The organism is Fructilactobacillus sp. X7R7C1 (assembly GCF_059901065.1).
On record NZ_JBWXVF010000001.1, the window covers coordinates 249705 to 264547 of the forward strand.

Consider the following 14843-nt stretch of genomic DNA (forward strand, 5'->3'; position numbering starts at 1 on the left):
AGGTCATTTAGATACGTGATAGCGACGCATTCAAGCTGAATGTACTATACTAATAATAAGGTAATGCTTTGATTACAGTGAACTGTTAAATAACTATTAAATGTTTAGTACGGTGAGGCGATTAAAATGGAATTTAGATACGCAAGCGGTGTGCCAGCTCATGTTAGTACGGTAACTTCAGATCTTTTTAAGGCGGCTTCCGATCCCAAGGTGATTTCATTAGGTGGTGGAATGCCAGCTCCCGAGTTGTTTCCGGTTTCAGAGATCCAAAAGGCCGCAAACCAGGTTTTTGAACAGTATGGGCAAACGGTTTTGCAGTACTCGCAGTCGCTTGGTTACGAAAAATTAAGACGGCAGATTGTGGCCATTATGAAAGAACGCCACGTTAATACAACGGTTGCTAACGTTGGCATCGTGACGGGGTCGGAACAGGCCATTGACATTGTTTCCAGGATGTTGATTAATCCTGGTGATGTGGTTTTGACCGAGGATCCAACCTACCTCTCAGCTATCGACGTTTTTAAGTCCTATGGTGCCAGAATCGTTGGCATTCCCATGGACGAGGACGGGATGGAGACAGATGCCTTAGAACAGTTAATCAAAAAGTATCCGCAGGCCAAATTTATCTACACGATTCCTAACTTTCAGAATCCAACCGGACGGACCATGACGGAAGAGCGGCGGAAGAAGTTAGTTCAGATTGGTAAAGAGGCTGGGATTCCAATTCTGGAAGACGACCCATACGGTGCCATTCGTTACGCTGGCAAATACTTACCGCCACTCAAGCACTTTGACCATGACGGTGGGGTAATCTATCTGAGCTCTTTTTCCAAGATTTTAGCACCAGGACTCCGTTTGGGGTGGATCGATGCACCATTAAACTTTATGGACAAGTTCATCTTGTTTAAACAAAATGCCGATTTACATACGGATAACTTAACCCAGTACATCGTGTCCCAGTACTTAGATGACGTGGATATTAACGACCACATCAAGAAGATTACCGATACCTACGAGCATCGGGCTAATCTGATGATGAACCGCATTGATAAGTACTTCCCAAAGAACGTGCGCCACAGTCATCCTGAAGGTGGGATGTTCATCTGGGTTGAAGTTCCCGGAGTGAACACGGAGGAACTGTATCAGACTTGTTTAAAAAACAACGTGGTGTTTGTTCCTGGGTCCTCCTTTTACGCGGGTAAGGTAAAACCAGGGACCTTCCGCTTAAACTTTTCCAACATGAATGACGATGAGATCGATGAAGGAATTAAACGGATGGCAACGGCCATTTCACAGGTATTAAATAAAAGACTAAAATAGCACCTAACTCATGTGAGTTAAGTGCTATTTTTATTTGTCCAAGGAAGCTAGACTCGTTGACTTTTGGCCCAACTGCTTCTCAAGGCTTTTTTCGCGGTTCAATTCATGATTATAGTGGTAATCTTTTGGATTAACTGGCTTAAAGCCCTTGGGATGATAGAAACGCAATAGGTTATCCTTGTTTAACTTGTCCGACAGTTCCAGTTCGTGGTTGACCTGGTGCTGATTCTGATTGATTTGGTTTTGCTGCTTCTGACTTGGATGAAGCTGACGTTTGGTCTGATTATCGTAAACCGTTCCGTTCGTGGAGGTGAACTTGGGTGAGACCCAGTCACGGTTTCTAAAGGCAATCACCTGGTCGTGTTGCTTGGAGAAGAGGTCGGTCCCAAACTGAATGTATGGCTTGGAATTAATTCCGAGAAGATGGAGAACCGTTGGTAACACGTCGATTTCACCGCCGTATGTGTGGTCGATTTTCCCACCAGTGGTTCCTGGCATGTTGATCATAAACGGGACCTTCTGGATTTGGTTGTGGTCAAAAGCATTCCAGTCATTTGGCTTGACGCCTAAAAGCGGTGCCAAACTCCGTTCATCCTGGTCCATCAAACCATAGTGGTCACCGTAGATGATAATCATTGAGTTCTTGTCAAGTCCCGTCTGATGCAGGTAGTCGTAAAATTCTTTGACGGACTGGTCGAGGTAGTTGGCGGTAACAAAGTAGTTATTGACCTCCGGATTGTCAGTACTGGTGGTCTTAAAGTGCATCTGCTTCTGGTCTTTTTGGTCCAGAACGTACGGGAGATGATTGGTGACCGTTAAATATTTGACGTAAAAGGGCTGTTGAAGGTTCTCTAAGTACTTGTTGGAATCTTGAAAAAGATACTTGTCCTTTAAGCCCATGCCTTCGGTCCGATCACCCTTCATGTTGTAGTCCTTGGAACTGAAGAAGTACTGGAATCCGAGCCGTTTGTAGGTGTTGTTACGGTTGTAGAAATTGGCGTCGTTACCGTGGAAAACGGCGGACGTGTAGTTTCGCTGCTGTTTCAAAATAGCGGGAGCTGCCTGAAAGGTATTGTCGTTTCCGTACTGAGAGAACAAGGAGCCTTCGGGAAGTCCGTACGTGCTGGTTTCAAGCATGTTTTCGGCATCGGCCGTTCGTCCCTGTCCCACTTGGTGGTAGAAGTTATCAAACGAGTCAGTTGACTGACTATGGTAGATTTTATTTAGAAAGGGCGTCACTTCCTTGCCGTTGACCTTTTTGTCGATCAAGAACTGTTGAAAACTTTCTAGGTGAATGACAATCACGTTTTTACCGCGCGCTTTTCCGTACATTACTTGGTTCGGGGCAGCGTAGTGTTTCCTCGTAAAGCCTAAAATGTCATTTAAATCGGACTTCTTGGCGGTCGAGCGCGCAATGTTGGTCTGAATGGACTTGGTCCAGTCGTAGACGGTGTAGTTGTCAATTCCGATGTATTTCACGATGTCATTCTGCTTGCTTTGCGTACTTGACTGAGCGAACAGGTTGGGATTATCGATGTGAGTAAGAAAAAGGTTGAGAAACAAAAAGATAATTCCGACCAGGGTGGTTAGTAAGCTAAACCTAAGCTTCAAAGGCTTTTTGTCGATTTTAATAACGCGAAATACCAGCAGAAGGATAATCACGATTAGATCAAGCCAGTATAAGGCGTCCCATTTGTTGATAAGGGCGGTCGCACTGGTAATCAAGCCACCGTTTAAGTTGGAATGACCGGTCGTCATGGTGTCGGCGGTCATAAATCCCAGAAAACCCCGGAAGTAGACGATGTTTATGTACAGTAAGACGGTGTTTAAGAAGTCAATGAAAATGATAAAGGGATAAAAGAGCTTGGCGGGCTTTAAATACAGTGCCAGACTCAGCGTAATGATGGTTGCGGCCAGCGGATTTATCAGTAAGATGATGTGCTGCATGCGACTCGCTGAGATGAGGTAAAAGACGTGGTAGTAAGCGTAGACGGTCTTGAACCAGAACAGAGCCACTAGTAACAAGAAGAACCCGATGCGGGTATTAAAGATATTGAGAATTTTCTTAATGATTTTCAAATTGAACGTTCCTTTGTAAGAATTTATGTAATTTATCACATAGGAAACATCTTATCACATTAAGAATTAGCAAAGCAGAATAAAAAAGCTTCAAATGGATGATAGACACGCCACTTGAAGCTTTTTATTAAGATTTATTTTTGAAAATCCTGCATCATTTCATCCACCACACCTTGAACACTCTTGATGTCATGAATGTTATCAATACCAACGTCAGTGGAAATCACACCGTCATCAAGTTTGCCGTCAAGCATTGCAGGACGAACACCACCGGCCTTGCGGGTTTGTTCGTAGGTGTCTTTGACGCCATTTTCAAATTCCTTGGCCCACTTATCAGCTAGCGGATTCTTAATTGAACGTTGGTTAGAAGAGACTAGTACTACGTCATCAACCGTCGAGTCGATGATTTTTTGTTTGGCAGCGGCTGAAGTCCGGTTTTCGTCAGTCACAATGAACCGAGTTCCTACGTAGACTCCTTGTGCTCCAAGGGCAAGGGCAGCACGTACACCACGAACGTCCGTGATGCCACCAGCGCCAACGACGGGAATGGAAACGGCATCCACAATGCGCGGAATAGTGGTAAACGTTCCAAGGCCGGTCGTTGGAATGATGCCACCTTCGTCGTAACCAGTGGCAATCAGGATGTCGACGCCCAACTCCTCGGCTTTTTTAGCGCCCTTAACGGACGGATTGAGCTCCCGAAAGATTAAGGTACTCCCTGAATCCTTGATTTCTTTAAAAAGTTTTGGATTGATGACACCAGAAATGATGAAGATGTTAACTCCAGCGTCAAAAGCAGCTCTAAAGGTCTTATCTGGGTAATCAAACTCATCTTCACTTCCGACAATCATGTTGACGGCAAAGGGTTTGTCGGTGAGCTGTTTGGCTTCTTTAATCTGCCTTTTCAGCGTTTCCGTGGCATCCTGATTGGGACTCGTCTTACCAGCATTGGGTCCGAACGTTCCCAGACCACCAGCATTTGAGACCGCGGCAACAAACTTAGCGTCAGTTAACCAGTTGAGTGACGCCTGAATGATTGGATACTTAATTCCAAGCATTTTAGTTATTGGACTTGTTTTCAATTTAATTACTCCCTACTTATTATTAGTTAGTTATATCTTACATTTTAGTTGAAAGTTAGCTTGAAGCAAACTAAAACGATTTGTGATTAATATAATGACATTCAAATTAATCTGTAACTCGTCTGAAGCTGGCTAGTTACCGGTACCACGCGACGCTTAAAAATTAATCATGATTTGAATCGCTCTGCCCGTATAATGGCAAGTGTTGCAAAAAGGAGCGAAATTATGAAAAAAGGAAAGCTGAAGCGCTGGCACAAAGTTACAATTGCCATCGTAATTACCGTGATTATTTTAATCTTTGTGGGAACCTACTTCCTGTTTAACTTCGCGTTTAAACGGGGTGGATACAGCACGCAGGTCGGCGAAAAGGTTAACACCACCTGGATTAAAGAACAAAAGCCTCAGATTTGGCACCAAACGAACAAGAGTGGCTTAAAACTCACGGCTTACTACTTACCAGCTAAGCAAGCGACGAATAAGACCGTGATCGTAATCCACGGTTACGGGAGCACCGGGCACAAGATGAATAACTACATTAGAATGTTTCATGATGATGGTTATAACGTTCTCGCACCCGATGACGAATCATTTGGGAACAGTCAGGGTGAGTACGCTGGTTATGGGTGGAAAGATCGGTCTGACATTGTGACATGGATGAACATGATTAACCAGAAAATACCGAATGGACGACTCGGCATGTTTGGGATCAGTATGGGAGCAGCTGCCGTTCTCTTTACCTTGCCGAAGGTCCCGCACAACGTTGACTTTGCGATTGCCGACTGTGGTTATAACAGTATCTATGACGAGTTGAAATATGAACTGGGAACGTTGTTTCATTTGCCGACCTTCCCAATCTTACCCATTGCCCGCATCTACGGTGATGTTTTTGCCAAGTACGATTTCTACGACGCCAACACGAAGCAGACGTTAGCGCACAATCAAATTCCGCTATTCATCATTCATGGCAATGCCGATAAGTTTGTCCCTGTTAAAGACGCCTATATCAATTATAAAAACGACCACGGTCCTAAGAAATTGTGGATTGTGAACCACGCGACACACGCTGATTCTTTGAACAAGGAGGGACAGGTTTACGTTAATAAGACCAAGGCGTTCGCTGAAGAGTATTTTAAATAAACAAAAAAACTAGCAAATTATATTTATAAATAATTTGCTAGTTTTGATTCAGAAGCTAATGGCATGACATTAATGACTAATAATTTAATGCCTTTTTTCATGGTTATCTTCTTCTCTTTTTAAGAACCTATTTAGTTTTATTCCTAGGCGGATACACAAGTACAGTACTAAGATAACTAGTAAAATTAGAAGTACTGTTAACAACAAAGTACCAATCATAAAGAATAAATCAAACCAATTAAGCATCTAATTTCCTCCTTAAACTATGCAATAACTTAAGCTTATTTCTTAAATCATTTTAATTATAATATATTTTCACATAACGAGAAGAAATCTATAATATTATGAGTTTTATTTGTCATCTTGGCATTACTTTATTCTATTGTATATACTCGTGATAACAAAAATGCGGTGTAGATAGGGGTTGATTAAGTATTACCAAAAATCCAAAAGAAAAAACCCTGGCTTCGCTGAAGAAGTCAGAGCAATTAGGAAGATTCGGCTAGTCAAGTTAACAGTACATTAGTTTGTGGATGCCTGACGCTTGTGAGTTATCGAGGTTTAAAAAGTATCTATATTAGTTAGGGAGTCCGATAAAAATGTTTCTTAACTAGTCGATGAAAGGAGTATATCACCAAAATAATAAAAAGAGACTAATTATGATTTTGAAATAATCATTAAACAAGAGTTAGGATAGCCGAAGTGATTGGCACGGATGAGCTTGGCGCTGGTCTAAAGTTTTTTTGAGCTTCGATTAGGCTTAAGATAAGTTTCGTAAACGATTAACTAAACGTGATAGGTGGCGTTTTGGCAGTAAATCTTTCATTATTACTTTGAGTGGAGTTTAAACGACCTATGGTAAGGCATTTTACCGTGTTATTCTTTAGTCGCTCCAAAAAAGATACTTTCACAATGCTTCCTACTTCTGGAGCACACATAGCTTCAAACTCCAAAAAATGCTGCTTCTCAGAAGTGGCACTTTTTATTTATTAGACAAAAACCGGCTAAGCATGGACTTAGTCGGTTACAGATATTATTCAAATTTGGCGTGGACCATGTAGCGTTTTTTACTTGGGTCCACTTTTTTGTTTAAGATGTCGTACATGAGTTGCGCGGCGTATTTTCCCATGGTGTATGCGTCTGTCCTGATACACTTCGTTTTTGGCTGAATTAGGTTAACGATGTTGGAACTCACAAATCCAGTGATGTTTGGAATCTTGTCGCGGTCAATAATGTTGTTACGCAACAACCGGGGCAAAAAGCTTAACAGCCACTTTTCCGTTAGACAGAAAATCAAACTGTTGGGTTGCTTTTTTAATTGGCGAACGATTTCATGATAGGCACGATGAAGTGACGTTTTGGAATAACCGGGCTTGACAATTGTAATATCAGGTTCGGGGTAGACGTATTTAATCCCGGCAACGCGTTCTCTGACGACCTTCATCTCGCTTTCGGCGTTAGTAACTAAGATTAACTTGGAAAGCCCCAGGTTGTTTTTAAAGTAGGCGGCGGCTTTCTGAGAAATCGCAAAGTTGTTGATGACGATATTATAAAAAAAGCCATCGTTAATGGATTTATCGGTCAAAATAACGGGGAAACGCGGTTTTAAAAGTTCGGCAATGTCCTTGATGTGGCTGTTGACGGGATGAATGATGGCGCCCCTGATGAGGCTAGTATCTAAGGCTAGAAAGAGGTCGCGTTCGTTTTTGTACTTACTGGCGGAATTAATCAGTAAGGGGATGTACTTGTAAATGGACAGTTGGTCCTGGATTCCCTCAAACATTCTGATTGAAAAGGGATCCTCGATGTCTGACACTCCCACCGCAATGATGCTCCCACTGTCATTTTGGCGGCTTAAGCCACGTGCCATTGAGTTAGGAACGTACCCGAGGTGTTTGATTGATCGTTTAATGCGATTCGCCGTGTTCTTGGACATTGAGTTCAAATGGTTGTTTAAGAACCGTGACACGGTGGCCGTTGAAACTTTGGCGTGTTTGGCAACTTCTCTAATGGTGACTCGTTTTTTGTTCATTTCTCATTTCCTCAAATTTTATTTCATAACTGCTAACTGCATGGAATTATCATATCTAATAAAATTATAAAAAGCAAAACGATCTCAATTAAGATTGAAATTAAGGTTATTGTTGTTATAAAATTGAGAAAACGGTTAACCGAGCATGCCTGTATGAGGATTAATGAGAAACATGTTTATTTTAAAAAATAAACATGAAATCAATTGAAGGGCTGGTATGACAGGCAACGGGGCCATTATTTTTAACCGTTCTTAAAGATTAGTGGGATTGTTTACAGTTTGAATAACATGTATCGCTTGTAGAAGGGGTCAAGAAGTTTGAGTGACTTTAGCTGTAATTGATCAACTTAATTTAAACAATTTGCGCAAACGCTTAACCACTTAATTAATCAGATTTTTACGCCATAAAAGGCCGTTATTTATGAAATAACTTGTGGAATTAAAGATTGAGAAGGTGGTTTCATCTCTATAATTAAAGATAAATCAAGTTTCGTTTGCGGGAATTTTGAATGTGAGAAAAGTATTTCATATTAATCAAAAATAACTAATAACAACAACTTAGATTGTCGTATGTATACATGTCAGGCCACAAGTATTGAGGGATATAAACATAAATAAATATTAAACACATAATGATAAAAAGATCCTGGCGGTTTCTTTAATATCAAATGAGTTAATTTTCGGGTGGGCCATTTCGGAATTAATACTTGTGGAAGATGTATATCAATCACCGACAATTGGGCATTTATGGCCTGATTGTTTTAATAGTAGGATTGCTGTCACTGATTAGTTTGGTAGCGATTGTTGGAGTTTTTTCGGTTTGCGCGGGGTGGTGGGAAATGCATTGCTTAAGCAGGTTTCACGGCCAATAACACTCCCAGTAACAGGTGGAATCTGCGAGACATTTGAGCGAATTGACAGGTTAGTCAATGGTGCTGGTATGCAAAAGAAGAAACGAAAGTAGTCAGAAGCAAATTAAGTCACGATTACGTAGTTCTACTGAATAGTGGTATCTAACGAAATAAGTCGAAAACTAATAAGTCACATTATATGTAAGACACTCTAACGTTAGGTATCCAAAAAGGACTCCCAAGTCGAAAGATTTGGGAGTTCCTTTTTTAGTTATCTTAATTTTTAATTGTTAGTGTCTAAAATGATGTGCTTTTCTTACGCGATACCAGACAAAAGCTCCAATTCCGACAATTAGAATGACAATAATACCACCGATCATCCATCCAGTGTGATCTTTTTTGGCTGATTTGTGGTTCCGCTTGTCTCTTTTAGCCTTTTGATTCTTGTCATTATGATGCTTGTTCTTCTGCTTTTGTTGGTCTTTTTTGGTTTTATTTTGTTGCTTAGCTTTATTTGCTTGCTTAGGTTCGTTACCGTTAGCGGCTTGTCCCTGGTTATTATTTGCTTGAGAGTTACCGTTTTTATTTATCGCTGCGTTTCCGCCACTTGAACCGTTATTCTGTCCATTTGCCGTCGTGCCGTTTGAAGGAGACGTTGCGTTTCCGCCCTGATAATTTCCACTCTGTTGTGGCTTATTGAGTGGTTGGTACGCAATGGTGACCGTCATTGACTGACCAGCAGCTGGATAAGTGTTACCACCGTTATCAGCTCGGTTACTTCTGGCAACGTAGCCAGGAATGTTTGGAACGTCGTTTGATAGGTCAAGCATACTGTTAGGAGCACCATAGATAACTTTACTGGCACGAATTGGTTGACCAGTTAAAGCATTGACGTACTGGACGACAACTTGACCTTGCGCAGTATCGGCCGCGACATTTGAGTCAGCGTGAACCATGTTTGGATGGGTTACAAACAGTCCACCGGCAAACATGGTAGTACCGACTAGAAGTGAAAGAGCGATTTTCTTGATATTCATAATAACCATCCTCGTTATGTATTTTGATATAAAATCCAAGGATAAGTATACATCAAAATAGGGGGGTAACTAGTACAATCATCAAAAGAACCATTTCCAATTAAATATGGAAAAATTATTTTTTGAAATTTATTTAATTGTGATTGATACGTCATTTCTTAGAGCACTTCTTTGAATGTCTTTTATTAATTGCTTTGCATTTTCTTTATCCAAATATGATTCATCATAAAAATCTCTTAAATTCTCGTCTTTTAGGTCTTCCTTGACGTACCACACATCTATGTTTTTTAACATTGCACTAGGGTTATACTTACTATTTATTGCATCTAGATAACATTTACATACATTCCCTAACATTGCATCAGGAAAACCTTTACAAATATCTGTTAACACCGGATTAGTGTAATGAGAGCCAGGATAAATGTAATTATTATTTTCGATATATATTAAGGCATGCAAGATTGTATGCTCAATGAAATTACAATAAACAAGTTTACTTGGAGTTTGAGTAGAAAAAGGGGGACATTGGTTTTTGATGGATTTTGGTTTAGATAAATTATTATATGTATCTTCGTCAATATGATGACAATATAATCCTGGTTCTTCCTTGTTTTTGTAGTGTCCCTTATTAATTCTTTTTCTGGTACCATTATTATCATTTAAAAAGTTATTATACGAAATTTCTCCAAAATAATTACCCTTTACTTGTCCATACTTGTCCAACAGTTTTTTAACTGCATCGTTATAAGAAATTTTTAATAGTTGCTGGTATTCACTTAAATTATCGATGATATTCATCCTCCTAATAGTAGTTATGTATTCGTTGATTATGGTACTTTAGTTTTCGTTTAGTTTATCTACCCAAGCATCAAAATCACTTAATGATCCAATTGTGGTTACGTTATTAGTTTCAGCATCTTTTTTCGCATTTTGTGCCACAGGTGTATCTAAAAAATTATTGTTTGTTGTTTTGTTCACTGAATCTTTCATTATCAAATCTCCAAATGCCACATGTATTTGCTTACATCTTCATTATCCCCGCAATGATAATGATTTTAAAGCTTTTAATTATTTTAAATTTCAAACACAAAAAATGCTCTATAACCACTAGATTATCTACTAGTTATAGAGCATTTTATTTTAAAAGTTATTTTTATTGATACTCAATGGTTGCCGGTGGCTTCCCGGTAATGTCGTAGAGTACGCGGTTAATCCCGGGAACTTCATCGACGATTCGTGATGAGACCTTACTCAAAACGTCCCACGGAATTTCCGCAAATTCAGCGGTCATCCCATCAACCGAATTGACGGCTCGGATGTTGATGGCTTCATCATAAGTTCGTTCGTCACCCATGACACCAACGGTCCGAATGCCAGGTAGGGCAGTGAAATACTGCCAAACCTTCTTGTCCAGACCGGCCTTTTTGAACTCATCACGCAGAATGGCATCAGAATCTCTGACCTTCTTTAATCGTTCGGGAGTCACGTCACCGATAATGCGAATGGCAAGGCCGGGACCAGGGAAAGGTTGGCGCCAAACCATCTCGTCTGGCATTCCCAGTTTTTCACCGATTTCTCTGACCTCATCCTTGAAGAGTTTGTTTAATGGTTCAATTAACTTGAACTTGAGGTCTTTAGGTAGTCCACCAACGTTATGGTGGGACTTAATCGTTTGCGCAGTATCCGTTCCGGATTCAATCACATCGGTGTACAAGGTTCCCTGGGCCAAGAAATCAACGTCCTTGAATTTGCGGGCTTCCTTTGAGAAGGTGTCGACGAATTCTTTCCCGATGATTTTACGTTTCTTTTCGGGATCGGTGACGCCTTTTAGTTTGGATAAGAATTCGTCACTAGCATCGACAAAGTCAATGTTTAAGCCAAATTCATCGCCCAAAGTGTGTAAGACCTGTTGGGCTTCATTCTTTCGCAACAGACCGTGGTCAACGAAGACGGAGATGAGTTGGTCCCCAATTGCCCGGTGTAAGAGAACGGCGACCACACTGGAATCAACTCCGCCAGAGAGACCCAGTAAGACACGTTTGTCGCCAACTTCTTCCTTGATGTTTGTAATGGCATCTTCAATGAAGTCGTCCATTGACCAGTTATCCTTAGCGTGGGCAATATCAAAGACGAAGTTGTGCAGCATTTGGTTCCCCTGTTTTGTGAGGTTAACTTCGGGATGGAATTGGACGGCATAGATGTCTTTGTCATGGTCTTCCATGGCAGAAATGGCACACTGTTCACTAGTGGCAGTGACTTTGAAACCGTCTGGAACTTTGGTCACAAAGTCTCCGTGACTCATTAAAACGGTTTGATTGGGGTCCAGTCCTTTAAAGGTACCGGAGTCATTACTTGTGACCTTGATTTGAGCGGGACCGTACTGACTGTCGTCAGCGGTGGTGGTCTGACCACCCTTTAAGTCGTGGGCCAATAGTTGCATGCCGTAACAGATTCCCAGAATCGGAATGCCCATGTTTAAAATCTCGGGGTCGACGTCTAGGGCGTCTTTTCCGTTGACACTGTTGGGACCGCCAGAAAAGATGATGCCCTTAGGTGCGATCGCTTTTATTTCTTTGGCAGTGATGGTGTGCGGTTTTAGTTCTGAATAAACGCCCATGTCACGAATGCGACGGGTGATTAATTGGTTGTATTGACTCCCAAAGTCGAGAACTAAAATCTCATCATAATCACGTTTTTTTGTACCAGTTGCCATCAAATTCCTCCTATTTATCGATTGAATAGTTTGGTGCGGATTTGGTGATTTGCACATCGTGGGGATGTGATTCGCGTAGTCCTGCATTAGTAATTCTAACAAATTGAGCGTTATTAATTAAGTCGGAAATGGTGTGAGAGCCGGTGTAACCCATTCCAGAACGAAGGCCACCCGCAATCTGAAAGAGAACGGTTGAGACGTCACCCTTGTATGGGGTTTGACCCTCAATTCCTTCTGGGACGAGTTTCTTTTCTTCTTTGACCTTGCCCTGAAAGTATCGGTCAGAAGAGCCATTTTCCATGGCTGCCAGTGAGCCCATGCCACGGTAAGCCTTGTACTTCTTGCCATCAGCACCCGTATAAACGTCTCCAGGAGCTTCCGTTGTACCTGCCAGCATACTTCCTAGCATGACGGCACTGCCACCCGCTGCGAGCGCCTTAACGATGTCTCCGGTGTATTGCATCCCACCGTCAACGATGATTTGCTTGCCGTAATCGGCGGCCACCTGGGCGGCATCGAAGGCAGCGGTAATTTGGGGAACTCCCACACCGGCCACGATCCGGGTGGTACAAATTGAACCGGGGCCAATGCCGACTTTGGCAATGTCAACACCAGCGTCAAAGAGAGCTTTAGCACCAGCACCGGTCGCAATGTTTCCGGCAATCAAAGTCTTGTCTGGAAACTTGTTTCTGATTTCAGCGATTTTTTCTAATACACCCTTGGAGTGACCGTGGGCGGTATCGATGATGACGGCGTCTGCCCCGGCATCAAATAATAATTGAGTTCGATCGAAGGTATCGTTAGTTACCCCAACGGCCCCCGCTACTAATAGATGACCATTGTCATCAACCGCAGCATTGGCACCGGTAACTTCAGCATTTTTAACCGTTTTAACTTCAGCTGCTTGTTTTTTGGCGCTCATGTTTTTGTGAACTACGCCGAGTCCACCGTTTTGAGCCATCGCAATCGCTAAAGGTGCCTCTGTGACAGTATCCATACTTGCGCTTAGAACGGGTAGGTTTAATTTTAAGTTTTTACCTAAGGTCGTTCTTAAGTCAACTTGGTTTGGTAACACGTCACTTGCTGCAGGAATTAAGAGAACATCGTCAAATGTTAATCCTTGTTTCCCGAATTTATAATTCCAATCCTTCATCGTACTCCTCCTATTGTTCAGTTTTATATAAATTGTTAATAGAATACCATAAAAAACGTTGCAACATCAATGACAACTCGAACAATTTTTCTTTGGTTAACTTTAATCATATGTAGTTGGCGCTTGACTGATTTATAAAGACGGACAAGACAGAGTAATTCAATAATGGTAAAATCTACGTATATCTATTTGACAGAATTTTAATTAAACAATTAATAGAAAGATGGGAATATTATGGATGACAAATTTAAGAAAGTACGAGGAATGTCAGACATTTTGCCTGATGAGACCAGTGTTTGGCAACGAATCGAAGATACGGCGCGGGACGTTTTCGCTCGATACGACTTTCATGAAATGCGCACTCCGCTAGTTGAGAAAACCCCCGTCTTTACCAGAACTTCTGGTGATAGTTCGGATATCGTCACCAAGCAAATGTACAGTTTCCAGGATAAAAGTGGGCGAGATATCTCACTACGACCAGAGGGAACCGCTGGAGTAGTCCGTTCCTTCGTTGAAAACAAGCTGTTTGGACCAGAACATCCCAAGCCCGTTAAGGTTTTCTACATGGGAGCCATGTTTAGATACGAACGTCCGGGTGCAACTCATAACCGGGAGTTCCATCAGATTGGGTGTGAATCAATCGGAGCTACCAGTCCCCAGATTGACGCTGAAACGATTGCATTAGCCCTGGACATCTTCAAGGGCGTCGACATCAACGATTTAAAGGTTGAAATCAACACGTTAGGTGATGAAGAGAGTCGGAAACGTTACCATGACGTCCTAGTAGCCTACTTCTCAAAGTATGAGGACCAATTAAGTGAAGACTCCAAACGGCGCTTAAAACAGAATCCACTCCGGATTTTAGACAGTAAGGACAAGGGGGACCAACAATTAGTTGCTGACGCTCCGAAATTAGAAGACAGTTTAACGGATGAATCCAAACAATACTTTAATGATGTTTTATCGGCCCTTGATGCTTTAGACATTCCGTACACCATTGATGATCGGTTGGTTCGCGGGCTTGATTATTACACCGATACGGTGTTTGAAATCATGGCCAAGGATCCGAGTTTTGGTGACGATTACACCACGATTTGTGCTGGTGGCCGATACAATCACATGGTGGAAGAGTTCGGGGGACCAGAAGATACCGGAGGCGTGGGCTTTGCTTTTGGTGAGGAACGGTTGGCAACCATCGTGAACTCTAACGATGACAGTGATTCGATTGACTACTTCATTGCGACCGACGTGAAAGATAAGGAAGCTGACGTTAAGAATCAGATTCTTGATAAGGCCCTAAAAACCGCTGAAGACTTGCGTAACGACGGGAATTCCGTTGAAGTCAACTTTCAGAGTCGAAGCATGAAGAGTCAGATTAAAGAAGCCAAGAAATTAAATAGTAAAAACATTATGCGAATGGATTAATTATCAAGAAGAGG

General features: G+C 41.7%; 11 protein-coding genes. 3 read left to right on the forward strand and 8 right to left on the reverse strand.

What is annotated here, in order from left to right; all coding sequences use genetic code 11:
- Positions 1 to 126: 126 nt before the first annotated feature.
- Positions 127 to 1320, forward strand: a complete 1194-nt coding sequence (locus AC6UDC_RS01085; RefSeq protein WP_500720860.1) for an aminotransferase-like domain-containing protein — start codon at positions 127 to 129, stop codon at positions 1318 to 1320.
- A gap of 30 nt (positions 1321 to 1350) precedes the next feature.
- Here the strand turns inward: AC6UDC_RS01085 and AC6UDC_RS01090 are convergent, their stop codons facing one another.
- Positions 1351 to 3399, reverse strand: coding sequence for an LTA synthase family protein (locus AC6UDC_RS01090; RefSeq protein WP_500720863.1), 2049 nt, complete (start codon positions 3397 to 3399; stop codon positions 1351 to 1353).
- 134 nt (positions 3400 to 3533) lie between these two features.
- On the reverse strand, positions 3534 to 4481 hold the full coding sequence (locus AC6UDC_RS01095; protein WP_500720865.1) for an NAD(P)H-dependent flavin oxidoreductase: 948 nt from the start codon (positions 4479 to 4481) through the stop codon (positions 3534 to 3536).
- A gap of 225 nt (positions 4482 to 4706) precedes the next feature.
- Here AC6UDC_RS01095 and AC6UDC_RS01100 point away from each other — a divergent pair, with 225 nt between their 5' ends.
- Positions 4707 to 5618, forward strand: coding sequence for an alpha/beta hydrolase (locus AC6UDC_RS01100; protein ID WP_500720867.1), 912 nt, complete (start codon positions 4707 to 4709; stop codon positions 5616 to 5618).
- Between the two features lie 1033 nt (positions 5619 to 6651).
- Here the strand turns inward: AC6UDC_RS01100 and AC6UDC_RS01105 are convergent.
- The 6 genes from AC6UDC_RS01105 to guaB form a co-directional block, all read right to left on the reverse strand.
- Positions 6652 to 7650, reverse strand: coding sequence for a LacI family DNA-binding transcriptional regulator (locus AC6UDC_RS01105; RefSeq protein ID WP_500693285.1), 999 nt, complete (start codon positions 7648 to 7650; stop codon positions 6652 to 6654).
- A gap of 1141 nt (positions 7651 to 8791) precedes the next feature.
- The gene (locus AC6UDC_RS01110; RefSeq protein ID WP_500720869.1) at positions 8792 to 9538 is read right to left on the reverse strand and encodes a hypothetical protein; all 747 of its coding nucleotides are present in this window, start codon (positions 9536 to 9538) and stop codon (positions 8792 to 8794) included.
- Between the two features lie 129 nt (positions 9539 to 9667).
- Complete coding sequence (locus tag AC6UDC_RS01115; RefSeq protein ID WP_500720871.1) at positions 9668 to 10336, reverse strand: SAV1803-related protein; 669 nt, start codon at positions 10334 to 10336, stop codon at positions 9668 to 9670.
- A 39-nt stretch (positions 10337 to 10375) separates the two neighbouring features.
- On the reverse strand, positions 10376 to 10528 hold the full coding sequence (locus tag AC6UDC_RS01120; RefSeq protein WP_500693288.1) for a hypothetical protein: 153 nt from the start codon (positions 10526 to 10528) through the stop codon (positions 10376 to 10378).
- A gap of 163 nt (positions 10529 to 10691) precedes the next feature.
- Positions 10692 to 12251 (reverse strand): glutamine-hydrolyzing GMP synthase, encoded by a 1560-nt coding sequence (guaA, locus tag AC6UDC_RS01125; RefSeq protein ID WP_500720873.1) that lies wholly within the window; start codon positions 12249 to 12251, stop codon positions 10692 to 10694.
- 10 nt (positions 12252 to 12261) lie between these two features.
- Positions 12262 to 13404 (reverse strand): IMP dehydrogenase, encoded by a 1143-nt coding sequence (guaB, locus tag AC6UDC_RS01130; protein ID WP_500693290.1) that lies wholly within the window; start codon positions 13402 to 13404, stop codon positions 12262 to 12264.
- A 234-nt stretch (positions 13405 to 13638) separates the two neighbouring features.
- Between guaB and hisS the strand changes: the two genes are divergently transcribed.
- Positions 13639 to 14829 (forward strand): histidine--tRNA ligase, encoded by a 1191-nt coding sequence (gene hisS / locus AC6UDC_RS01135; RefSeq protein ID WP_500720875.1) that lies wholly within the window; start codon positions 13639 to 13641, stop codon positions 14827 to 14829.
- Positions 14830 to 14843: the final 14 nt, after the last annotated feature.